The sequence below is a fragment of the Streptomyces hawaiiensis genome, assembly GCF_004803895.1.
GTDB lineage: Bacteria > Actinomycetota > Actinomycetes > Streptomycetales > Streptomycetaceae > Streptomyces > Streptomyces hawaiiensis.
Genome location: NZ_CP021978.1, coordinates 5,492,003 through 5,513,224, shown reverse-complemented (window position 1 = coordinate 5,513,224; position 21,222 = coordinate 5,492,003). Strand labels below are relative to the sequence as shown.

Here is a 21,222-nt window from a genome sequence, read left to right as displayed (position 1 = left end):
CGGCTCGGCCTCCTTCAGCTCCAGCAGCGCGCCCTGCGCGACTGCGGCGGTCGAGGACCCTACTGATGCGGTGGGCCCGCCGGAAGCCGAAGCTCCCGACGGGCCGTCAACGCGCTTGCGCTACCGCTTACTTGCCGTAGTACGCGTTGTAGATCGAGATCGTCGACTTGTTGCCCTTCTTGTCGGCGATCTTGGCGTGGAAGGAGATGGCCTTCCCCTTCGCCGGGTTCTTGACGCTCACCTTGCCGTCCTTGACAGTGAGCTTCTTCCAGGTCTTGCCGTAGTCGTACGACGCGTACACCGACAGCGACTTCAGGTTGCCGCCCTTGGCCGCGCCCTCGACGGTGACCGGGACCTTGACGGTCTTGCCGGCCGGGACCTTGCTGTCCAGGCCGGTGACCGCGTGGAAGCGGGCCGTGGAGGCGGGCAGCTTCGTGATGTCGTTGGTCTTCTTCGAGCGGAACGTCCAGCTGGCGTCGATGCGGGTGGAAGCCGCCGCGACCTTGACGCTGCGCTTGACCGACGTCGTCAGCTTGTACGCGGCGTCACCGGCCGGGACCTTGAACTGCTTGTCGCCGAACAGCGGGTCGTCGTTGCTGCCGACCTTGGTGCCGTTGCGGTACAGGGTCGTGTCGACCGCGGAGAACTTCGAGTAGCCCACGTTGCCCTTGCCGTCGGCGAACAGCGGCAGGGAACCGTAGATCTCGTTGCCCTCACGGAAGACACCGAAGTCACCGCTCAGGCGCGGGCCGAAGACAGCCGTGTTGACGGTCTTCGAGTAGCTCTTGCCGGCGGCGAACTTGTGCGTGCCCATTGCGTAGGCGGCCTCTTCGACCGGGAAGCCGTCCGCGTCCACACCGCCGGTCTGCGCGAACTCGAGCTGCCACTGCACGCCGCCCTGGGCGGACAGGTGGAGCGTGCGCGTGCCGGGCAGGGTCTGCTGGATGCCGATCGAGGAGGCGCCGGTGCTCCACGGCATCCAGCCCACCGCGTTGATCGAGCCCTTCTTGCCGCTCGCGGGACCACCGAGGCCGGCCTTCACCGTGGCGAGCTCGCTCGCCTTGTAGTGCTTGGTGAAGCCGGTGGCGAGCTGCTTGACCGGGCCGCCGGCGATGACGTTGTACTCCTCCTTGGCGCCCTTGGACCAGTGGCCGTCCCACTGCTGGGTCACCGAACCGTCGGTGATCTGCGGGCCGACGTGGGCGCTGCGGAACTTGTCGTAGGAGTCCAGCCACCAGCCGAAGCCGTAGCTGCTGTCACCGGCCTCCACGGTGTAGTCGGCCGAGGCGAACTCCGACTTGGCGCCTGCGGCCGGGACGGTGATGTCCACCGGCTTGGCCTTGCGGGCGTCCAGCGTGATCGTCGTGTTCTTGCTGAGGTTCAGCTTGGGCTGGGCGAGCCAGTCGACGCCCTCGAACTTCTCCGGGTCGTCGCCCGCATAGATGTTCGTGTTGAGGACGTAGGCGCCCTTGGGGAGACGAGTGGTGACGGTGCCGTCCTCGTCGTACGGCATGGCCCCCTTGCCCTTGCCCAGGCCCGCGATGCCGGTCAGGTCGGCGCTGTAGTTCTTCGCCGCCTTGCCGTCGCGGTCGAGGAACTTCAGCGTCACGTCATACGACTCGACCTCGCGCTGCACCGCCGCCGCCGTGCGGACGGTCTGGCCGCCGCCCGTCGCCGTCACGTACGCCGAGTAGGCGCCGTCGACGGTGCCGCCCAGCTTGGTGTTGACGGTGAACGGCACGGAGGCCTTGCCGCCGGCCGGGACCGTCACCGAGGTGGCGCCGAGCTTGAAGAAGCCGGCCGGGACGGCCTGGCCCTTCGGGTTGGTGGCCGTCGACGCCAGCTTCAGCGTGACGTCCTTCGTACCGAGGTTGCGGTACGTCAGCTCCTTGGTGACCGGCTTGTCGTCGGTGTGCGGCCACTGCTGCACCCCGAAGCCGACCGAGGCCGGCTCGGCGATCACGGACTGCTTGATGGCCTTGTCGACCTGGATCCGGCCCGAACCCTGCTCGAACGGGGTGTACTTGCCGCCCTTGGTGGAGCCGGTGAGGGCGCCCTTCAACTCGGCGTACTTCCACTGCGGGTGCTGCTGCTTGAGGATCGCCGCCGCGCCCGCGACATGCGGCGTCGCCATCGACGTACCGGAGATCGTCATGTAGCCGGCCGGCTTCTCGCCGACCTCCCCGGCTATCGCGTTGCCCGGGGCTGAGGCCGCGGTGATGTCCACGCCGGGCGCGGTCACGTCCGGCTTGAGGGCACCGTCCATGCCGGGGCCGCGGCTGGAGAAGTCGGCCAGCTTGTCCTTGTCGTCGACCGCGCCGACGGTCAGGGCCGCGGCGGCGCTGCCCGGAGAGCCGACGGTCTGCTCACCGAAGTCGCCCTCGTTGCCGGCCGCGATGGCGAACAGGACGCCCTTCTCGTCGGACAGCTTGTTCACCGCCGCTTCCAGCGGGTCGATCGCGGGCGTGTCGCCGCCGCCCAGGCTCATGTTGATGACGTCGGCGCCCTCGGCGACGGCCCACTCCATGCCGGCGAGGATCTCGGAGTCGCTGCCGAATCCGCCGTCGTCGAGGACCTTGCCGTTGAGGATCTTCGCGCCGGGCGCGACACCCTTGTACTTGCCGCCGGACTTCTTGCCGGTGCCGGCCGCGATGGACGCGACGTGGGTGCCGTGGCCGACCTTGTCGGTGGCGTCGGGCGAGGTGGTGAAGTTCTTGGCGCCCACCACCTGACCCTTGAGGTCGTCGTGGGTGGCGTCGACACCGGTGTCCAGGACGGCGATCCTGACGCCCTTGCCGTCGTAGCCGGCCGCCCACGCCTTGGGGGTGCCGATCTGCGGGACGGACTTGTCGAGGCTGGCCTTGCGGACGCCGTCGAGCCAGACGTGCGCGATACCGGAGGCGGTCTTCTCGCCGTTGGTGACCGCGTCCCAGAGCTCGGGCGTGTCCTTCTGCGGAGTCTGCACCGCGTCCGCGTTCACGGACTTCAGCGCGTGGCGCAGGGTGCCGGCGTCGCGGACGTCGGCCTTGGTCGCCGCGGCGCCGCCCTGGTAGCCGACGATGACCTTCAGGCCCTTCTTCTGGGCCTTGCGGGTCGTGGACTTGTTGAGCTCGGTGACGTCGAAGAGCCGCTGGTCGAGCTTGCCGGTGGCGACCAGACGGGCCGCGTCGGCCGGGATGACGAGAGTGTGGCCGTCGACCTTGCGGACCTGGACGGGCACGTTCTCACGGCCCTTGGCGTGCTCCAGGCCGATGACACGGCCCTTGGCGTCCAGGACGACGCGGTCGCCGGTGATCAGTGTGATGCGGTGCTTGGCGGTCTGGGACGCCGGCTTGGCGGCCGCTGCCGCCCGCTCGCCGTCGGCCGACGCCGGGCTGGTCATACCCGCCGCCAGGGCCACGGCCGCCGCTGTGGCGACCGTGGCCGCGCACGCCCTTTTCACGTGTCTGCGCAAGTTTCCCCCTTGCAGAAGAACCGGGTGAATTCCCCGTTCACCCGGCCGGGGGTGGTCTCGTACACGTGCCCGTACGCCCCCCGGAATACGCAGTATGCCGAGGGGTGATCAGGTGCTCAATAGATGAGAACAAGGTAAGAAATCCGTCGGCCGGCTGTTACACGGCCGCAGGAACTCCGTTACAGGGCCGGGCGGTTACGCACGCGTGTTCTCCCTGACGGTGATCCGGCCCTTGCGGATGGTCGCCACGCGCGGGGCTTTGTCCGCGAGGGCCGAGTCGTGGGTGACCATCACGAAAGTGAGGCCGAGCTCTTTCCACATGCGGATCAGTACGTCCATGATCTCGTCGCGCATCGACTCGTCGAGGTTGCCGGTGGGTTCGTCTGCGAGGAGCACCTTCGGCTGTTTCACCAGGGCCCGGGCGATGGCGACGCGCTGCTGCTGACCGCCGGACATCTCGCCGGGCAGATGCGCGAGGCGCTCGCCGAGACCGACCGATTTCAGTGCCTCGGCGGCCTGTTCGCGGCGCTGTCTCGGCTTCACGCCGAGGGGGACGAGGGCGGTCTCCACGTTTTCCTGCGCGGTGAGCGTCGGGATGAGGTTGAAGGACTGGAAGACGAAACCGATGCTTTCGCTTCTTACGCGGGTCAGTCGCGCCTCCGGCAGTGCGGCGAGGTCGGTGCCGTCCAGGACGATTTCGCCCGAGGTCGGGCGGTCCAGTCCGCCGAGCATCTGGAGCAGGGTGGATTTGCCGCCGCCCGTGGGGCCCTGGATGACCAGTCGGTCGCCGTCGGGGATGGTCAGGTCTATGCCGTCGAGGGCGTGGACGGTGTCTTTGGACCGGGTGTAGTGCTTGGTCACGGCTCTGAGTTCGTACATGTGGGGCTCCTGGAATCGTCTGTGGGTGAGGGCTGTGCCCGCTACTCGACTCGGCGCAGGGCGTCCGCCGGGCGGAGCCTGGAGGCCCGCCAGCCGCCGAACGCACCGGCGGTCAGCCCGCCCGCCACGGCCAGGGCGACCGCGAGGGCGATGGTCGTCAGGCTGACCGGGGCGGTGAGGGCGACATCGAGGGTCCTGGCCGCCGCCGCACGGCCCGGGCCGCCCCTGAAGCCCCCGAAGCCGCCGCCACCGGCCCCGCCTGCCCCGCCCAACTGCGCCTGCAGCGTGGGACTCACGGCGGTCACGGCATACGCCCCCGCCAGCCCCAGCGCGATCCCCAGCGCCCCGCCCACCAGGCCGTTGACCACCGCCTCTCCGACCACCTGCCGCGTCACCCGGCCCGACTTCCAGCCCAGTGCCTTGAGCGTGCCGAATTCGCGTACCCGGCGGGAGACCGCCGAGGACGTCAGCAGGCCCGCCACCAGGAACGCGGCCACGAGGACCACGATCGACAGCCACGTTCCGACGCTCGCGGCGAGGGAGGAGGCCGTGGACAGGGAACCGGAGACGGTGTCGGCGAGGTCCGCGGAGGTGGTGACCGTCGTGCCCGGGACGTTCTTCCGGATCTGGGACTTGACGCCGCCGATCCGCTGGGAGTCGGTGGCCTTGACGTAGATCGTGGTGACCTTGTCCTTGGCGTCGGCCAGCGTCTGCGCCCGCTTCAGCGGGATGTAGAGGTCGGCGGCCGCGTCCCCGCTGTCGGCCGTGGCGATGCCGACCACCGTGAACTCGGTGCTCTTGACGGTGACCGTGGAGCCGGCCTTGAGCTTCTTCTCCTTGGCGTACGCCGAGTCCGCCACGGCGACCTTCGCGTCCGCCTCGCTCGTCGTGAACGTACGGCCGCTGGTGATCTTCGAGGAGGTCAGCGGGCCGAGGGCCGGTTTGGTGACGTCGGTGCCGTAGACGGAGTAGTTGTTGACGTCGAAGTCGGCGCCGCCGCCCTCGACACGGCCCTGCGGGGAGGGCTGGGCCCCGCCCCGGCCGCCGGGCTGTCCGCCGCCGCCCTCACGCTGCTCGAACCGGCCCCGCGTGAACGCGCCGCTGACCTTGACGACCTGGAGGCTCAGCCCGCCCACCGCGTCCGCGACGCCGCTTTGCGCGTCGACCTTGCCCACGGTCGAACCCGCCAGCGTCTGGAAGCCCTGCACCATGACTCGGTCGCTGCTCTGCTCACCGCCCGAGCCGTCGTCCTGGGCGTCGAAGCGGAAGCGCGGCCGCTCGGAGCCGCTCCCGGCCGGTGCCGCCGCCTTGGTGACGGTCATGTCCGTGCCCAGTCCGTACAGCGACTGGAGGACCTTGTCCTGCGCCCTGCCCATGCCGGCGGACACGGACGTGACGACGATGACCAGCGCGATGCCCAGCGCGAGTCCGGAGGCGACGACGAGGGCCGCTTTTCTGCGGCGGCGCAACTCGCGCCTCAGGTAGGTGAAGAACATGGCGGCAAGCTAAGGACCGTCTGTGATGAGGGCTTGAGCCGCGCATAAGAGCTGGATGAGAAGAGAGGAAAGGCCGCCGCCCACCCCTGGTCCGGGGTGGGCGGCGGCCTTTCCTCAGTGCGGCCGAGCTGACCGTCAGAGCTCCGAGCCGGCCTTCCAGTCGGCCCAGCTCATGTTCCAGCCGTTGAGGCCGTTGTCCGGCGCGATGGTCTTGTCGCCGGTGTTCTCGACGACCACGACGTCACCGATCATCGAGTTGTTGTAGAACCACGCGCCCGGCGTGTTCGGGTCGTTGGCACCCTTGGCGTCCTGCAGGCCGACGCAGCCGTGGCTGGTGTTCACGCTGCCGAAGATGGACTTCGCGCCCCAGTAGTTGCCGTGGATGAACGTGCCGGAGCTGGAGAGGCGGATGGCGTGCGGCACGTCCTTGATGTCGTACTCGCCCTTGCCGTCGTCGTCCGTGAAGCCCACGGTCGCGCCGTTCATGCGCGTCTCCTTGAACTTCTCGGACATCACCATGATGCCCTCGTAGGTCTTGTTCTCGGGCGAGCCGGCGGAGATCGGGATCGTGCGGACGACCTTGCCGTCCTGCGTGATCTTCATCTGCTTGGTCTTCGCGTCGACGTACGAGACCTGGTTGCGGCCGATCTTGAAGGTGACCGTCTTCTGCTGGACGCCGAAGACGCCCTTGGCTCCCTCGACACCGTCGAGCGCGAGCTTCAGCGTGACGGTGGAGCCTTCCTTCCAGTAGTCCTCGGGGCGGCAGTCCATGCGGTTGGCGTTGAACCAGTGGCAGGCGACCTCCTGGCCGCCGGTCGTGCTGACCTTGATGCCCTTCTGGACGGCCGCCTTGTTGGTGATCGCCTTGTCGAAGTTGATCGAGACCGGCATGCCGACGCCCACGGTGGTGCCGTCGTCCGGGGTGAAGTTGCCGATGAAGCTGTTGGCCGGGGAGACCGTGGTGAACGAGGCGTTCTCGTGGGCGACGCGACCGTCGGAGTCCTTCGCCTCGGCCGACAGCTTGTAGGTGGTGGACCGCTCCAGCTGGGTGGTGGGCTTCCAGCTGGTCTTGTCGGCGGATATCTGGCCGCTGACCTCGGTGCCCTCCGACGTCGTCATCTTCACGTTCGTGAGCGTGCCCTTGCTCACGGTGACGGCGGCGGAGTTGTTGATGGAGGCGTTGTCGGAGCCGTCCTCGGGTGTGATCTTGATCTGGGCCTCGGAGGCCTTCTTCGCCGCGGCCTCGTCGACCTTCGACTGGGAGCTGTCGCCTCCGTCGCTCCCGGAGGCGCTGTCGTCGCCTCCTGAACACGCCGAGAGCATCAGCACTCCGCCGAGCAGTGCGGACGCGACCGTCAGGCCCTTGCGCCGCTTACTGACCGTCATCACACGCTTCTCCATCGTTGCCGATTTCCCCAAAACCCCGAGTGTCCCCGTCTGTCCCCGTCACCACTGAGTGCCCCCGTCGGGACCCGTGAGTCCTCGTCCGGAACTTTCAACGCTACGACCGGTTCGTCCGGTTCCCCAGGTCGCGCAGGTGTGGGGATCACCACGTCCGTGACGGACGGGGCCGGTCGATACGGGTGCGGTCGGTGCGCCGCTTGAGACGCCAAGACCCCGGGCGGCGGTTGCCGCCCGGGGTCACGAGTTTCCCGAGCAGCTCAGCCGTCGCTGTCGTCGCCATCATCCTCGTCGAGGTCCCACTCCGGCGAATCGGGGTCGTAGTCGATCCGCTCACTGCTCCAGGAGGCCTGCTGGAGCTCCACCCCCGGCACCTGGCTGACCAGGTCGAACGGGTCCACGAGGTAGGCGAGGGCCTCCGCGGTGTCTTCCGTCACAGCGCCCTCGGCGTGCGCCCGTTCCGCCGCCGGCGTCTCGGCCTCGTCGGCGATCCGGCGCAGTGCGGACTTGGTGACCGCGTCCGCGTCGTCGACCTCGAGGACGAGTTCCACCCGAAGCCGTACAAAACGTGATGTCTCTGGAGTGCTCATGGCGGGAGCGTACGTCCAGGCCCTCCCGTGACTTTCCTGTGACCCGCGACTTTCACTAACATCGCCCCACACGGCCAATTCACCAGCGCCACAAGGGGATCGATATTCCGTGTCATCCGCTCGCCGTCCGTTGCTGACCGCCACCGCCGCGGCGTCCCTGCTGGGCGCCCTGTGGTTCGTTCCGTCCGCGAACGCGTCGTCGGACTCCCCGGTGAGAGACGCGGTCTCGGCGAGTCCGTCGCCGCAGGTCACGGAGCAGGCGCGGATCGCGGCCACGACCGCGGACGCCTCCGTCACCGGGACCCGTCTCGCCGACACCGGCAGCTTCGACAGCACGCCGTACGTGATCGGCGGGACCTTCTGCCTCACGCTGGGCGCCGGGTTCGTCGTGTACTCGGTGCGCCGGGAACGCCTCGGTTTCTGACGGCCGTTGATGCGGGGCCCCGCCGGACGACAGGGCCCCTGCCGCCCTACTGGAGCGGCCCGGTGACCTTCTCGACCGCGGCCAGCAGCCGCCCGTCGCGCACGAACGCGTCCGCCGCGGCGAGGTCGGGCGCGAGGAACCGGTCCGCTCCGGGTCCCTGGACTCCCGCCTCCCGTACGGCGTCGATGACCGCCCGCGACGCGGGCGCCGGGGCCAGTCCCTCGCGCAACTCGACGGCGCGCGTGGCGGCGTAGAGCTCGATGGCGATCACACGGGTGAGGTTGTCGACGGCCGTGCGCAGTTTGCGCGCCGCCGACCAGCCCATCGAGACGTGGTCCTCCTGCATGGCGGAGGACGGGATCGAATCGGCCGACGCCGGCACGGCGAGCCGCTTCAGCTCGCTCACCAGCGCGGCCTGCGTGTACTGAGCGATCATCAGGCCCGAGTCCACACCGGGGTCGTCGGCGAGGAACGGCGGCAGGCCGTGGCTGCGGTTCTTGTCGAGCAGCCGGTCGGTGCGCCGCTCGGCGATGGAGGCGAGGTCGGCGGCGGCGATGGCGAGGAAGTCCAGGACGTACGCGACGGGCGCCCCGTGGAAGTTGCCGTTGGACTCCACGCGCCCGTCGGGCAGGACGACCGGGTTGTCCACGGCGGACGCCAGCTCGCGGTCGGCGACCAGCCGGGCGTGGGCCATGGTGTCCCGCCCGGCGCCGGCCACCTGCGGGGCGCAGCGCACCGAGTAGGCGTCCTGGACGCGCGGGGCGTCGTCCTGGTGGTGCCCGGTCAGGCCCGAGCCCTTCAGCACGGCCAGCATGTTGGCGGCGCTGGCGGCCTGCCCCGGGTGTGGGCGGATGGCGTGCAGTTCGGGGGCGAGAACCCAGTCGGTGCCGAGCAGGGCCTCCAGGGACAGGGCGGCGGTGACGTCGGCGGACCGGTAGAGCGTGTCCAGGTCGGCCAGGGCCATCACCAGCATGCCGAGCATGCCGTCGGTGCCGTTGAGGAGGGCGAGGCCTTCCTTCTCGCGCAGTTCGACCGGCTGGATGCCGTGCGCGGCGAGGAGTTCGGCGGCCGGGCGTACGACACCGTCGGGGCCCTCGGCGTCCCCCTCGCCCATGAGGGCCAGCGCGCAGTGGGACAGCGGCGCGAGGTCGCCGGAGCAGCCGAGGGAGCCGTACTCGTGCACGACCGGGGTGATCTGGGCGTTGAGGAGGTCGGCCATGGTCTGCGCGACCTCGGGGCGTACGCCGGTGTGCCCGGAGCAGACGGTCTTCAGCCGCAGGAACATCAGGGCGCGGACGACTTCCCGCTCCACGGCCGGGCCCATCCCGGCGGCGTGCGAGCGGACGATGTTGCGCTGGAGCTGGGCGCGCAGCTCCGGGCTGATGTGCCGGGTCGCCAGGGCACCGAAGCCGGTGCTCACGCCGTACACGGGGTCCGGCTTGGCCGCCAGCGCGTCCACGATCTCGCGGGCCGCGGCGAGGGCGGTCACGGCCTCCTCGGAGAGCTGGACGCGGGCGCCGCCGCGCGCCACGGCGAGCACGTCGGACGCGCTCACCCCGGACGTCCCCACCACCACAGTGTGCATATCCATATTCAGGAGCGTACGCAGTGAATTCGATGATGTCACCACTGGGGGCGGCGTTCGCCCCTTACCGAATACGTCACACCGCCCGGGCGGGTCAGGGCGCCTGCCGGCCCCGGAATCGCCGGCGCTCACCGCCGGCCTCCTGGGACGGCTCGTCCGCGAGCCGCACGACGGGGTCGTCCGGCCCGGCCCGGCCTGCCACGACCGGCCTGCTCGCCCGCTCGGCCTTGGCCCGGTACTGGGCGGCGTCGGCGAGCCGGAAGAGCCGCCGGGCGGAGCGCACGGGCCCGATCGGGTCCCCGGTGGAGGCGACCCCGCAGGCCACACCGTCCCCGAGCTCCAATTCGGCGGCTCTGCGGCACAGTTCACCGGCCGCCTTGACGACCTGGTCGGCGGGCGGTCCGACCGCGAGCAGACAGAACTCGTCCCCGCCGAGCCGCGCCGCCAGCGCCCCCGGCAGCATGGCCCCGCACAGCGACAGCACCGACCCGAACCGCTCCAGGAGCCGGTCGCCGGCGGCGTGCCCATGGGTGTCGTTGACCCGCTTGAGCCCGTTCAGATCGCAGACGACGAGACTGACGACGGCCCCGTCCCTGCGGTGCCGCTCGATCGCCCGCTCCAGGCGTACGTCCACGGCACGGCGGTTGGCGAGGCCGGTGAGGGAGTCGGTGAAGGCGAGCCGCCGGGCCTCCTCCAGCCGCTCGGTCTGGGCGATGCCGGCGGCCACGACGGAGGCGAGGACGGTGGCGAAGTCGGCGTCGCCCCGCCCGAAGACGGCCTCACCGGCCGGGCGGGCGACATACAGCTCGCCCCAGGCCCGGCCGTGCAGCACGATCGGCGCCACCACGCAGCAGCCGCGACCCCGGCGGCGCAGGGCCGCGACCCGCTGATGGCAGTACCCGGGCCGCCGCCCCGCGGCGGGCCCCTCGGCGGTCTCCACCCACGCGTCGGGCTCCCCGCCACCGGCCCACTGCTCGTGCAGGAACTCCGTGATCTCCGCGAACTGGTGCACCGGGTAGGCCTCGTCCTCCGGGAACTCCTCCTCACCCTCGGCCAACTCACCGACGTTCACGAGGACCCTCAGCCGCCCGAGCTCCCGCTCCCACACCGACAGCGCGGCGAAACTCCCACCCAGCGCCCGGCACGCCCCGGCGGCCGCGGCACGCCAGGCCTCACGCGACCCGTGCGCGGCCGCCATCCCCTGAGCCAACGCGACGACGGCCGCCAGCCGTCTGTCCTCACCCATCACTCCAGGCTAGGGAGTTTCCAGCCATTCTGACCTGTTTACGACGCGAACGGGGACGACCGGTTCGGCCCGGGTCCGCTCCGGCCCCTACTCGCCCGGCCACTGCGGCTTGCGCCGCTCGTTGAACGCCGCGACGCCCTCCGCCCGGTCCCCCGAGAACGCCGTGGCCCGCCACGCCGCGTCCTCTACTTCGAGCCCGGCCCGCAGATCCAGCCCCTGCCCGAGCCGCAACGCCCGCTTCGCCGCCCGGAGCCCCACCGGGGAGTTCCCGGCGATCCGGCCCGCCAGCGCCAGCGCCTCCTCCCGGTCCCGTCCCTCCTCCACCAGCTGATCGACCAGCCCCAACTCCCTCGCCTCCACGGCCTCCACCCGCCGCGCGGAGAAGATCAGCTCGGCCGCCCGGGCCGCCCCGACCCGCCGCGGCAGCAACTGTGTGCCCCCGCCCCCGGGGATCACCCCGACCGAGACCTCCGGCAGCCCCACCACCGCCGTCCGGTCCGCCACGATCACGTCACACGCCAGCGCCAGCTCGAACCCGCCCCCGAGCGCGAACCCGTGCACCGCCGCCACCGTCGGCACCGGCAGCTCCAGCACCCCGGTGTACGCCCCCCGCGTCACCGGCCGCTGCCGCAGCAGATCCGCGTCGCTGAACGAGTTCCGCTCCTTCAGATCGGCCCCGACGCAGAACGCCCGCTCATGCGTCGAGGTCAGCACGACCGCCCGCACGTCCCGGTCCTCCCCCAGCGCTGAACACGCCCCGGCGATGGAGCGCGCCATCTGCGTCGACACCGCGTTCATGGCCTTGGGCCGGTCGAGGACGAGCTCCGCGACATACCCCTGCTCATGCCGCCGCACCAGCACGAACTCCCCGAACCGTTCCTCACTCATGCACCCTCCGGTTAACGCGGGTTAACAAGGTCGACGCTCGCATCATCGCAGCAGCGTCCCACCCGCGAAAGGGCGGACGTGTCCCTCTCCCACCACCCCCCGCCCACCCGTTCGAGTGACATCACCCCAACTCGGCCCAACCGCCCCATGGCAGCGCATAGCGTGCGTCCCTCACGGCGCGCAGGGGGCGCATGTGCATCGGGGAGGGACCGTTTCGGGGAGGGACCGTGATGACGACGAACACGCCGACGAGGCCGCAGGGGGACACCAGGGCCGCCACGGCACCCCACCGGCATGAGCCGCCCGTGTCCCACGAGCCGGCCCCGGCCGAATCCGGCCCCCTCGCCCCCCGTGTCCGGGGCCGCCACCGCAAGCCCCGTCCCCGCAAGGTCCTGCTCGCCGCCGGCGGCCTCGCCCTGGCCGCGGGCGCCCTGAGCCTCCTGCGCCTGACCTCCGGTCCGAGCGCAGGCGCCGGCACCGTCGAGGCAGAGCCCCGCCCGGACCCGGTCACCACCGCCACGGACGACGCCACCGGCACGGCCGCGACCTTCCCGTCGGCTCCCGACCCGAGCCCCTCGTCACCCACGGCCTTCGGCGGCCTCGCCCCGTCACCGGCCACCAAGGGCGCGCCGCCGTCCCCGTCCGGCACGACCGGCACCCCTGCGGCCTCCACGGCCGCCGCCTCCGCGCCCACGACCATCCCCGGCACCCCGAACCCGCCGGACGCCCCGGCCCCGGCGCCGACGGCCTCGGATGGCAACGCCACGCCCCCGGCCCCGCCCGCACCGCCGAGCCGGACCGCACCGGCCCCGGCACCCAAGCCCGACGAGCCGAAGAAGCCGCACGACCCCGGCCTGTGCGTGCCGGTCATCGGCCTGTGTGTGGACTCGCCGCTCGACCGCCGGTGACGTCCCAGGGGCAACCGGCTACGGCGCGCCCGCCCGCCGCGTGAGCAGCCACGGCTCCACGACGCCCAGGCCACGCACCGGCCGCTGCCACATCGGCTGCAGCCCGAACCGGTACACCGGGGGCTCCTCGCCCTCCTTCTCCGCCGCCGCGGCCTCGTCGGCCGCCTCCGCCTCCGAGGCCGGGGCGTCCCGCGTACGGATCAGCTCCTCGGCGAAGGCCGTGTCTACGAGGACGGCGTCCTTCGGAGCTATCGAGGTGAGCCGGGAGGCCAGGTTCACGGTCGTACCGAACACATCACCCATACGGGTGGTCACCGTGCCGAACGCCATGCCGACGCGCAGCTCCGGCATCGTCTCGTCGTGCGCCATGGTCTCGATCAGCCGCAGGGCGATCTCGGCGGCCGTGCCCGCGTCGTCGGCGGCATAGAGCACCTCGTCACCGAGGGTCTTGATCAGCCGCCCGCCGTTCGCGGCCACCAGGTCGGCGGCCGTGGTCTCGAAGGCCTCGACCAGCTCCCCGAGCTCCTCCTCCTCCATACGGCGGGTGAGTCGCGTGAACCCGACCAGGTCGGCGAAGCCGACGGCCAGCCGCCGGTCGACCATCTCCTCGTCGTCGGCCGCCTGCACGACCCGTCCGGCCGAGGCGGCGAGCTGCCGGCGCCAGACGTAGACCAGGAACTCCTCCAGCTCGGGCAGGAGCAGCTCGACGATCGGGTACGTCACCTCGGTGCGCGTCATGCCCGGCTCCGGCGGCTCGGTCAGCCCCTCCAGGAAGGAGTCGATCTGCCACTCGGCGAGCCGCGCGGTGGTCTGCCCGGTGGACCTGGCCACCTGTACGGCCATCGCCTCGCTCAGCAGCCCCGCCTCGACGAGACCGGCCAGGCGCCGCAGTGCGAGCACGTCGGCCTCCGTCAGGGCCTTGGCCTGGCCGATGTCGGCGAAGCCCATGGCCCGCCAGAAGCGGGAGGCCAGCTCCATGGAGACGCCGGCGCTGCGAGCCGCCTGAAACGGGGTGTAGCGGCGCTCGGCGCCCAGGATGAGCCCTTCGAGGCGCAGGGCGAGCGGATCCTCGCCGGAGTCGGCGCCCTGCGCGTCCTCGCCGGAACCCGAGTCGTCGACGGTCACGCGTGTTGCCCTTCCGATCTGTCACGGTCATGTATCGACCGGCCTCAACTCTACGGCAGGTGTGCGCCAGCTCACTCCGTTAGGTTCGGCCGAGGGTGAGGTGCCCGGCGTTGTACAGGAACTCGGCGTCTCGTGCCGCTGCCCCCAGGGGGCTCCGCCCCCTGGACCCCCGATCGGCCTGAACGGCCTCGTCCTCAATCGCCGGGCGGGCTGGAAACACCTGGCCCACTCCCAGCGCCGGGCCGCTGTCCCGCTCAGCTGCGGGCAGTCGTGCCGCTGGGGTGGCACCCCGCTCCGCCGCGTCGCGGAACGCCCCGGCCTCGGCTCAGGCCGGCCTCAGGTGCACGATGTCCCCGGCCCCGACCGGCTCCTGCACCCCCTCCTCCGTCGCCAGGACCAGCCGCCCGTCCCCGTCCACAGCCACCGCTTCCCCCACAACCGCCCGGTCCCCCGGCAGCTCCGCCCGGACCACCCGGCCGAGCGTCGCGCAGCCGGCCGCATATGCCTCCTGCAACCCGCACACGCCCGGGTCGCCCTCGGCCGCGCGCCACTTGCCGTACCAGTCCTCCAGGGAGCGCAGTACCCCCGCAGCAGCGGGTCCCGGTCCGTGCTCACCGCCCCGGCCAGCCCCAGCGAACCCGCCGTCGGCACGGGCAGCTCGTCGTCCTTGAGGGAGACATTGATGCCGACCCCGATGACGACCCCGTCGTCGCCGGCCCGCTCGGCCAGGATCCCGCCGGCCTTGCGTTCCGCTCCCCCCACCGTGACCAGCAGATCGTTCGGCCACTTCAGAGCCGTGTCCACGCCCGCCGCCCGCGACAGCCCCGTCGCCACCGCGACCCCCGTGAGCAGCGGCAGCCACCCCCACCGCGCCACCGGCACCTCGCCCGGTGTGAGCAGGACGGAGAAGAAGAGGCCGGAGCGGGGCGGCGCCGTCCACTGGCGGTCGAGGCGGCCGCGCCCGGCCGTCTGCTCCTCGGCGACCAGCACCGCGCCCTCGATCGCCTCGCCCTTCGCCGCCCGGGCCACCAGATCGGAGTTGGTGGAGCCGGTGCGCTGCACCACGTCCACCTCCGACCACAGGCCTCCCCGCACCAGCAGACCCCGGCGCAGGGCGGTGACGTTGAGGGGCGGGCGGTCCAGGTCCGACCAACGGCTTCCGTTCGGCTCTGATGCATCTCGCGGCGTCATGCAAGCCACCCTAGGTGTGGTAAACGCCGCACTGCCGATGCGGAGGCACCCCACTAGTCTACGGATGAGTAACCGTCCCCCCTTTTGAGCAGGCAGGGAGCCGCATCCCGATGTCCGAGCCGGAAGAGCAGCAGCAGCCCGACATTCACACGACCGCGGGCAAGCTCGCGGATCTGCAGCGACGCATCGAGGAAGCGACACACGCCGGCTCCGCACGCGCCGTCGAGAAGCAGCACGCCAAAGGCAAGCTGACGGCCCGTGAGCGGATCGAGCTCCTGCTCGACGAGGGCTCCTTCGTCGAGCTCGACGAATTCGCCCGGCACCGCTCCACCAACTTCGGCCTCGACAAGAACCGCCCGTACGGCGACGGGGTCGTCACCGGGTACGGCACCGTCGACGGCCGCCCGGTCGCCGTGTTCTCCCAGGACTTCACCGTCTTCGGCGGCGCCCTCGGCGAGGTCTACGGCCAGAAGATCGTCAAGGTCATGGACTTCGCCCTGAAGACCGGCTGCCCGGTCATCGGCATCAACGACTCCGGCGGCGCCCGCATCCAGGAAGGCGTCGCCTCCCTCGGCGCCTACGGCGAGATCTTCCGCCGCAACACCCACGCCTCCGGCGTGATCCCGCAGATCAGTCTGGTCGTCGGGCCGTGCGCGGGCGGCGCGGTCTACTCCCCGGCCATCACCGACTTCACGGTCATGGTCGACCAGACCTCGCACATGTTCATCACCGGCCCCGACGTCATCAAGACCGTCACCGGCGAGGACGTCGGCTTCGAGGAGCTGGGCGGCGCCAGGACCCACAACGCGACCTCCGGAGTCGCCCACCACATGGCGGGCGACGAGAAGGACGCCATCGAGTACATCAAGCAGCTGCTGTCGTACCTGCCGTCCAACAACCTCTCCGAGGCGCCGGCCTTCCCGGAGGAGGCCGACCTCGAGGTCGGCGACGAGGACCGCGAGCTGGACGCGATCGTCCCGGACAGCGCGAACCAGCCGTACGACATGCACACGGTGATCGAGCACGTCCTGGACGACGCCGAGTTCTTCGAGACGCAGGCGCTGTACGCGCCGAACATCGTCACCGGCTTCGGCCGGGTCGAGGGCCGCCCGGTCGGCATCGTCGCCAACCAGCCGATGCAGTTCGCCGGGTGCCTGGACATCAAGGCCAGCGAGAAGGCCGCCCGCTTCGTGCGGACCTGCGACGCCTTCAACGTCCCGGTCATCACGTTCGTCGACGTCCCCGGCTTCCTGCCCGGCGTCGACCAGGAGCACGACGGCATCATCCGGCGCGGCGCCAAGCTGATCTACGCCTACGCCGAGGCGACCGTCCCGCTCATCACGATCATCACCCGCAAGGCCTTCGGCGGCGCCTACGACGTCATGGGCTCCAAGCACCTGGGCGCCGACCTCAACCTCGCCTGGCCCACCGCCCAGATCGCCGTCATGGGCGCCCAGGGCGCGGTCAACATCCTGCACCGCCGCACCATCGCCGAGGCCGAGGCGAACGGCGAGGACCTCGAGGCGGTCCGGGCCCGGCTGATCCAGGAGTACGAGGACGCCCTCCTCAACCCCTACGTCGCGGCCGAGCGCGGCTACGTCGACGCCGTGATCATGCCGTCCGACACCCGCCGGCACGTCGTACGAGGTCTGCGTCAACTGCGTACGAAGCGGGAATCCCTGCCTCCGAAGAAGCACGGCAACATCCCCCTCTAGCCCGCAGCGAGCCCAGGAGGCCCACATGACGATCAAGGTCGTACGGGGCAACCCGACCCCGGAGGAGCTGGCCGCCGCCCTGGCGGTGGTCAGGGCGCGCGCCGCGGCGGCGGCGGCAACGCCGCCCGGCGCGCCGGCCACCCGCGACTCCTGGTCCGACCCGTCCCGCATCGCGGCCCACCGCCTGCCCCAGCCGGGGCCGGCGGCGTGGGGCCGTACCTACTGGCCGGGGTGACCTGTGGGGGTGGGCCCGACAAGTTGAGTACGCGTACTCAGGCGTCGGCCCACCCCCGGCCCGACCATGGAAGGCATGCTGTGGTCCGACCCCGAGAACGAACCGCCCGAAGAGCTGCGTGACATGCAGGGCATGCTGCGGCGGCTGAGCGTTCTCCTGGCCCTGGCGATGGTGCTCGCGATGATCGTGATCGGAGTGAGGTGAGTCCGCCTCGCCAAGGTGACTAACCTGACGGGCATGACTGCTCAGCGCCGCAGGCGACTCGTCCTCGCCTCCCAGTCCCCCGCCCGGCTCGGACTGCTCCGCCAGGCCGGCCTCGCCCCCGAGGTCATCGTGAGCGGCGTCGACGAGGACGCCGTCACCGCCCCCACCCCCGCCGAGCTGGCGCTCGCCCTCGCCGAGGCGAAGGCCTCCGTCGTAGCGGCCCGGCCGGAGGCCAAGGGCGCGCTCGTGATCGGCTGCGACTCGGTGCTCGACCTGGACGGCCGGGCCCTCGGCAAGCCCGCGGACGCCGAGGAGGCCACCGCCCGCTGGAAGTCGATGCGCGGCCGCGCCGGCACCCTCCAGACCGGCCACTGCGTCTACGACACGCTCACCGGCCGCTACGTCTCCGCCACGGCGTCCACGGTCGTCCACTTCGGCGAGCCCACCGACGAGGAGATCGCCGCCTACGTCGCCTCGGGCGAACCCCTCTACGTCGCCGGGGCGTTCACGCTGGACGGCCGCTCGGCCCCGTTCATCGACGGCATCGACGGCGACCACGGCAACGTCATCGGCATCAGCCTGCCCCTGGTCCGCCGGCTGCTGGCCGAACTGGGCGTGGGCATCACGGAGTTGTGGGCGCCGGCGGAGAGGTGACCGGAGACCCCTCGCCGCTCTTCCCGCCCCCGGGCGCGGCGTCGGCGGGCTCCGCCGGGCGGTCGTACGTCATCAGCAGCAGCACGATCGCGGCGAGGACCAGCACCATGAACAGGAACGCGGGCCAGCCGACCAGGCCCCAGGTGAACGCGCCCAGCACCCCGTGCACGACCGCCGCGCTGATCAGCAGTACGCGTCCGAAGCCCGCCGGGGGCCGGTCCCGCAGCGCCACGAGCAGGGCGACCAGGCCGCACAGGGCGAAGTAGAGGCCGAAGGCGATCCCGCCGATCTTCGACGACACCGACATCATGTGCGGGTCCAGCCCGGCCAGCGACATGTCCTGCCGGTCGACGACGACCCCCAGGAACCAGTTGAGCACCGCGACGCCGAACGCCTCGGCGAACAGCACCACCGCCACGACCCACGCCACCGGCCTGCGTATCACCGGGCCCACCCTCTTCCGCTTTGAGACATCGCGAACGCTACTAACCGGTAAACCGCGGGACAAGGGTTCGACCGCGGGCAAAGAATCATTGGGCCATTCGTAGGGACTCCACAAAGAAACCGAGTGGCCCGCAGCACGTGATGACAGAGACCTTGGCCACAGGAGAGGGCTAGGGTTTCCCGGAGGAGTACTGCGTACCGCGGTGCGACAAGGGATTTCGCGGGTCGAGCGGCCACACATCACGCTCCGTGTGGGCAAGCTCACCACTGGGGACGGGTCGTAGTGCCGTGTCGGCAGTCCCTAAACTCGGCTTGTTTCAAGGAGGGAGCCTCAATCGTGCGCAAGGTGCTCATCGCCAACCGTGGCGAAATCGCTGTCCGCGTGGCCCGGGCCTGCCGGGATGCCGGTATCGCGAGCGTGGCCGTCTACGCCGACCCGGACCGGGACGCTCTGCATGTCCGCGCCGCGGATGAGGCGTTCGCCCTGGGCGGTGACACCCCGGGCACCAGCTACCTCGACATCGAGAAGGTGCTGAAGGCCGCCCGCGAGTCGGGCGCGGACGCGATCCACCCCGGTTACGGCTTCCTCTCCGAGAACGCCGAGTTCGCGCAGGCGGTCCTGGACGCGGGCCTGATCTGGATCGGCCCGCCGCCGCAGGCGATCCGCGACCTCGGTGACAAGGTCGCCGCCCGGCACATCGCGCAGCGCGCGGGTGCCCCGCTGGTGGCCGGTACGCCCGACCCGGTGTCCGGTGCCGACGAGGTCGTCGCGTTCGCCGAGGAGCACGGCCTGCCGATCGCGATCAAGGCCGCTTTCGGTGGTGGCGGTCGTGGTCTGAAGGTCGCCCGCACCCTCGAAGAGGTGCCGGAGCTGTACGACTCGGCGGTCCGTGAGGCCGTCGCCGCCTTCGGCCGGGGCGAGTGCTTCGTCGAGCGGTACCTGGACAAGCCGCGGCACGTGGAGACCCAGTGCCTGGCCGACCAGCACGGCAACGTGGTCGTCGTCTCCACCCGTGACTGCTCCCTGCAGCGCCGCCACCAGAAGCTGGTGGAGGAGGCCCCCGCGCCCTTCCTGTCCGAGGCGCAGGTGGAGGAGCTGTACTCCGCCTCCAAGGCGATCCTGAAGGAGGCCGGCTACGTCGGCGCCGGCACGGTCGAGTTCCTCGTCGGTGTCGACGGCACGATCTCCTTCCTGGAGGTCAACACGCGTCTCCAGGTGGAGCACCCGGTCACCGAGGAGGTCGCCGGCATCGACCTCGTGCGCGAGATGTTCCGTATCGCCGACGGCGAGGAGCTCGGCTACGGCGACCCGGAGCTGCGCGGCCACTCCTTCGAGTTCCGCATCAACGGCGAGGACCCGGGCCGCAACTTCCTGCCCGCCCCCGGCACGGTCACGACGTTCGCCCCGCCGTCCGGCCCGGGTGTGCGTCTGGACGCGGGTGTGGAGTCCGGCTCGGTCATCGGCCCGGCGTGGGACTCCCTGCTGGCCAAGCTGATCGTCACCGGCCGTACGCGCAAGGAGGCGCTGCAGCGGGCCGCCCGCGCGCTGGAGGAGTTCCAGGTCGAGGGCATGGCGACGGCGATCCCGTTCCACCGTGCGGTGGTGAAGGACCCGGCGTTCGCGCCGGAGCTCACGGACTCGTCCGACCCGTTCACGGTGCACACCCGCTGGATCGAGACGGAGTTCGTCAACGAGATCAAGCCGTTCGCCGCGCCGGCCGAGGTGGACGCGGACGAGGACCCGGGCCGCGAGACGGTCGTGGTCGAGGTCGGCGGCAAGCGCCTCGAGGTCTCCCTGCCGTCGTCGCTGGGCATGTCCCTGGCCCGTACGGGTCTCGCGGCGGGTGCCAAGCCGAAGCGCCGCGCGGCGAAGAAGTCGGGCCCGGTGGCCTCCGGCGACACCCTGGCCTCCCCGATGCAGGGCACCATCGTCAAGGTCGCCGTCGAGGAGGGCCAGGAGGTCAAGGAGGGCGACCTGGTCGTCGTCCTTGAGGCCATGAAGATGGAGCAGCCCCTGAACGCCCACAGGTCGGGCACGATCAAGGGCCTGTCGGCCGAGATCGGCGCGTCGGTGACGTCGGGCGCGGCGATCTGCGAGATCAAGGACTGATCCCCGAGGGACGAACGCCTACGGCGCGGCCCCGAGTCGGGGCCGCGCCGGGGGGTGTCCGTCCTCGGAACGGCGCGATGGACTCGGACGCCGACTGACTGTCCGCTGACGCGCCAACCGCTGCGGGCGGACACCCCCCGACACGTCCCCTGCTCACCGTCCGCGGCTGCGGGCACGTCCCACCGAGCGCCGCAGACCCCCGGCCACGCGGGTCACCCACCCCCGCCTGGCCGCGAGTCGGTCGCCCGACACCGCCTAGTTCGGGGTCGCCCGGCTCCGGCTGGCTGCGGGTCACCCGGCCCCGCCTGGCTGCGAGTCGCCCGGCCCTACCTGGCTGCGGGTCACCCGCCGCGCCCCAGCCGCGGGTCACCCAACCTCGCCTGGCCACGGGCCACCCGACCCCGCCTGGGCGCGGGTCATGCGGCCCCGCCTGACTGCGGTCGCCCGCCGCGCCACAGTCACGGGTCACCCGGCCTGCCTGGCTGCGGGTCACCCGCCGCGCCCAGCCGCGGGCGCCCGTCCCGCCCCAGCTGCAGGGCATTGCGTGCCCGCCCCTAGCCGCGGGCATGCGTGCCGCCCCCGCTGCGGGCATGCGTGCCGCTAAGGGCGGCACGGGTGGGCGCAGCGGCACCCCGCTCCGCCGGGTTGCGGAACGCCCCTGCCTCAGCGACAA

17 protein-coding genes and 1 pseudogene are annotated in these 21,222 nt (G+C 71.4%); 7 read left to right on the top strand and 11 right to left on the bottom strand.

Features of this window, described 5'->3' with window-relative positions; translation table 11 throughout:
• Positions 1–127 precede the first annotated feature (127 nt).
• The 5 genes from CEB94_RS25560 to CEB94_RS25540 form a co-directional block, all read right to left on the bottom strand.
• Entirely contained in the window at positions 128–3,382 is a 3,255-nt protein-coding gene (locus tag CEB94_RS25560) for a S8 family peptidase (protein WP_425472551.1), read from the bottom strand.
• 267 nt (positions 3,383–3,649) lie between these two features.
• Positions 3,650–4,333 (bottom strand): ABC transporter ATP-binding protein, encoded by a 684-nt coding sequence (locus tag CEB94_RS25555; protein WP_175434422.1) that lies wholly within the window; start codon positions 4,331–4,333, stop codon positions 3,650–3,652.
• Positions 4,334–4,374: 41 nt separating this feature from the next.
• Positions 4,375–5,829: an ABC transporter permease gene (locus CEB94_RS25550; RefSeq protein ID WP_175434421.1), complete on the bottom strand. Its 1,455-nt coding sequence runs from the start codon at positions 5,827–5,829 to the stop codon at positions 4,375–4,377.
• A gap of 135 nt (positions 5,830–5,964) precedes the next feature.
• Positions 5,965–7,215: a L,D-transpeptidase gene (locus CEB94_RS25545; RefSeq protein WP_175434420.1), complete on the bottom strand. Its 1,251-nt coding sequence runs from the start codon at positions 7,213–7,215 to the stop codon at positions 5,965–5,967.
• 275 nt (positions 7,216–7,490) lie between these two features.
• The gene (locus CEB94_RS25540) at positions 7,491–7,820 is read right to left on the bottom strand and encodes a hypothetical protein (RefSeq protein WP_175434419.1); all 330 of its coding nucleotides are present in this window, start codon (positions 7,818–7,820) and stop codon (positions 7,491–7,493) included.
• Between the two features lie 109 nt (positions 7,821–7,929).
• Between CEB94_RS25540 and CEB94_RS25535 the strand changes: the two genes are divergently transcribed.
• Positions 7,930–8,244 (top strand): hypothetical protein, encoded by a 315-nt coding sequence (locus CEB94_RS25535; protein ID WP_175434418.1) that lies wholly within the window; start codon positions 7,930–7,932, stop codon positions 8,242–8,244.
• Between the two features lie 46 nt (positions 8,245–8,290).
• Here CEB94_RS25535 and hutH read toward each other — a convergent pair whose 3' ends face one another.
• The 3 genes from hutH to CEB94_RS25520 form a co-directional block, all read right to left on the bottom strand.
• Positions 8,291–9,829 (bottom strand): histidine ammonia-lyase, encoded by a 1,539-nt coding sequence (hutH, locus tag CEB94_RS25530; RefSeq protein WP_175437149.1) that lies wholly within the window; start codon positions 9,827–9,829, stop codon positions 8,291–8,293.
• 94 nt (positions 9,830–9,923) lie between these two features.
• Positions 9,924–11,075 carry a GGDEF domain-containing protein gene (locus CEB94_RS25525; protein ID WP_175434417.1) on the bottom strand — a complete coding sequence of 384 codons (1,152 nt, stop codon included), beginning with the start codon at positions 11,073–11,075 and terminating at the stop codon, positions 9,924–9,926.
• Between the two features lie 87 nt (positions 11,076–11,162).
• Positions 11,163–11,963, bottom strand: coding sequence for an enoyl-CoA hydratase/isomerase family protein (locus tag CEB94_RS25520; protein ID WP_175434416.1), 801 nt, complete (start codon positions 11,961–11,963; stop codon positions 11,163–11,165).
• Between the two features lie 230 nt (positions 11,964–12,193).
• On the opposite strand from CEB94_RS25520, the gene CEB94_RS25515 reads away from it, so the two are divergent.
• Positions 12,194–12,871 (top strand): hypothetical protein, encoded by a 678-nt coding sequence (locus CEB94_RS25515; RefSeq protein WP_246111913.1) that lies wholly within the window; start codon positions 12,194–12,196, stop codon positions 12,869–12,871.
• 18 nt (positions 12,872–12,889) lie between these two features.
• Here CEB94_RS25515 and CEB94_RS25510 read toward each other — a convergent pair whose 3' ends face one another.
• Both CEB94_RS25510 and CEB94_RS25505 read right to left on the bottom strand, forming a co-directional pair.
• Positions 12,890–13,996 (bottom strand): adenylate/guanylate cyclase domain-containing protein, encoded by a 1,107-nt coding sequence (locus CEB94_RS25510; protein ID WP_175434415.1) that lies wholly within the window; start codon positions 13,994–13,996, stop codon positions 12,890–12,892.
• A 325-nt stretch (positions 13,997–14,321) separates the two neighbouring features.
• Positions 14,322–15,187, bottom strand: a pseudogene (locus CEB94_RS25505) (biotin--[acetyl-CoA-carboxylase] ligase).
• Between the two features lie 110 nt (positions 15,188–15,297).
• Here CEB94_RS25505 and CEB94_RS25500 point away from each other — a divergent pair.
• From CEB94_RS25500 to CEB94_RS25490, 4 genes are all read left to right on the top strand, one after another.
• Positions 15,298–16,902, top strand: coding sequence for an acyl-CoA carboxylase subunit beta (locus tag CEB94_RS25500; protein ID WP_175434414.1), 1,605 nt, complete (start codon positions 15,298–15,300; stop codon positions 16,900–16,902).
• Between the two features lie 25 nt (positions 16,903–16,927).
• Entirely contained in the window at positions 16,928–17,137 is a 210-nt protein-coding gene (locus CEB94_RS25495; RefSeq protein ID WP_031132777.1) for an acyl-CoA carboxylase epsilon subunit, read from the top strand.
• A gap of 75 nt (positions 17,138–17,212) precedes the next feature.
• A complete protein-coding gene (mmpB, locus tag CEB94_RS41745) occupies positions 17,213–17,341 on the top strand; it encodes a morphogenic membrane protein MmpB (RefSeq protein WP_107308373.1) in 129 nt (42 codons plus the stop codon).
• Between the two features lie 33 nt (positions 17,342–17,374).
• Complete coding sequence (locus CEB94_RS25490) at positions 17,375–17,995, top strand: Maf family protein (protein WP_175434413.1); 621 nt, start codon at positions 17,375–17,377, stop codon at positions 17,993–17,995.
• Here CEB94_RS25490 and CEB94_RS25485 read toward each other — a convergent pair.
• Positions 17,964–18,440, bottom strand: a complete 477-nt coding sequence (locus tag CEB94_RS25485) for a hypothetical protein (protein ID WP_175434412.1) — start codon at positions 18,438–18,440, stop codon at positions 17,964–17,966. The two genes, CEB94_RS25490 and CEB94_RS25485, sit on opposite strands and share 32 nt — an antisense overlap.
• A 336-nt stretch (positions 18,441–18,776) precedes the next feature.
• Here CEB94_RS25485 and CEB94_RS25480 point away from each other — a divergent pair, with 336 nt between their 5' ends.
• Positions 18,777–20,549 carry an acetyl/propionyl/methylcrotonyl-CoA carboxylase subunit alpha gene (locus CEB94_RS25480; RefSeq protein WP_175434411.1) on the top strand — a complete coding sequence of 591 codons (1,773 nt, stop codon included), beginning with the start codon at positions 18,777–18,779 and terminating at the stop codon, positions 20,547–20,549.
• The last annotated feature ends 673 nt before the right edge of the window (positions 20,550–21,222 follow it).

What these genes read in the sequence shown, in the direction of transcription:
- CEB94_RS25560 (WP_425472551.1), bottom strand. Translation starts at nt 3,382, where the DNA reads ATGACCAGCCCGGCGTCGGCCGACGGCGAGCGGGCGGCAGCGGCCGCC.
- CEB94_RS25555 (WP_175434422.1), bottom strand. Translation starts at nt 4,333, where the DNA reads ATGTACGAACTCAGAGCCGTGACCAAGCACTACACCCGGTCCAAAGAC.
- CEB94_RS25550 (WP_175434421.1), bottom strand. Translation starts at nt 5,829, where the DNA reads ATGTTCTTCACCTACCTGAGGCGCGAGTTGCGCCGCCGCAGAAAAGCG.
- CEB94_RS25545 (WP_175434420.1), bottom strand. Translation starts at nt 7,215, where the DNA reads ATGACGGTCAGTAAGCGGCGCAAGGGCCTGACGGTCGCGTCCGCACTG.
- CEB94_RS25540 (WP_175434419.1), bottom strand. Translation starts at nt 7,820, where the DNA reads ATGAGCACTCCAGAGACATCACGTTTTGTACGGCTTCGGGTGGAACTC.
- hutH (WP_175437149.1), bottom strand. Translation starts at nt 9,829, where the DNA reads ATGCACACTGTGGTGGTGGGGACGTCCGGGGTGAGCGCGTCCGACGTG.
- CEB94_RS25525 (WP_175434417.1), bottom strand. Translation starts at nt 11,075, where the DNA reads ATGGGTGAGGACAGACGGCTGGCGGCCGTCGTCGCGTTGGCTCAGGGG.
- CEB94_RS25520 (WP_175434416.1), bottom strand. Translation starts at nt 11,963, where the DNA reads ATGAGTGAGGAACGGTTCGGGGAGTTCGTGCTGGTGCGGCGGCATGAG.
- CEB94_RS25515 (WP_246111913.1), top strand. Translation starts at nt 12,194, where the DNA reads ATGACGACGAACACGCCGACGAGGCCGCAGGGGGACACCAGGGCCGCC.
- CEB94_RS25500 (WP_175434414.1), top strand. Translation starts at nt 15,298, where the DNA reads ATGTCCGAGCCGGAAGAGCAGCAGCAGCCCGACATTCACACGACCGCG.
- CEB94_RS25495 (WP_031132777.1), top strand. Translation starts at nt 16,928, where the DNA reads ATGACGATCAAGGTCGTACGGGGCAACCCGACCCCGGAGGAGCTGGCC.
- mmpB (WP_107308373.1), top strand. Translation starts at nt 17,213, where the DNA reads ATGCTGTGGTCCGACCCCGAGAACGAACCGCCCGAAGAGCTGCGTGAC.
- CEB94_RS25490 (WP_175434413.1), top strand. Translation starts at nt 17,375, where the DNA reads ATGACTGCTCAGCGCCGCAGGCGACTCGTCCTCGCCTCCCAGTCCCCC.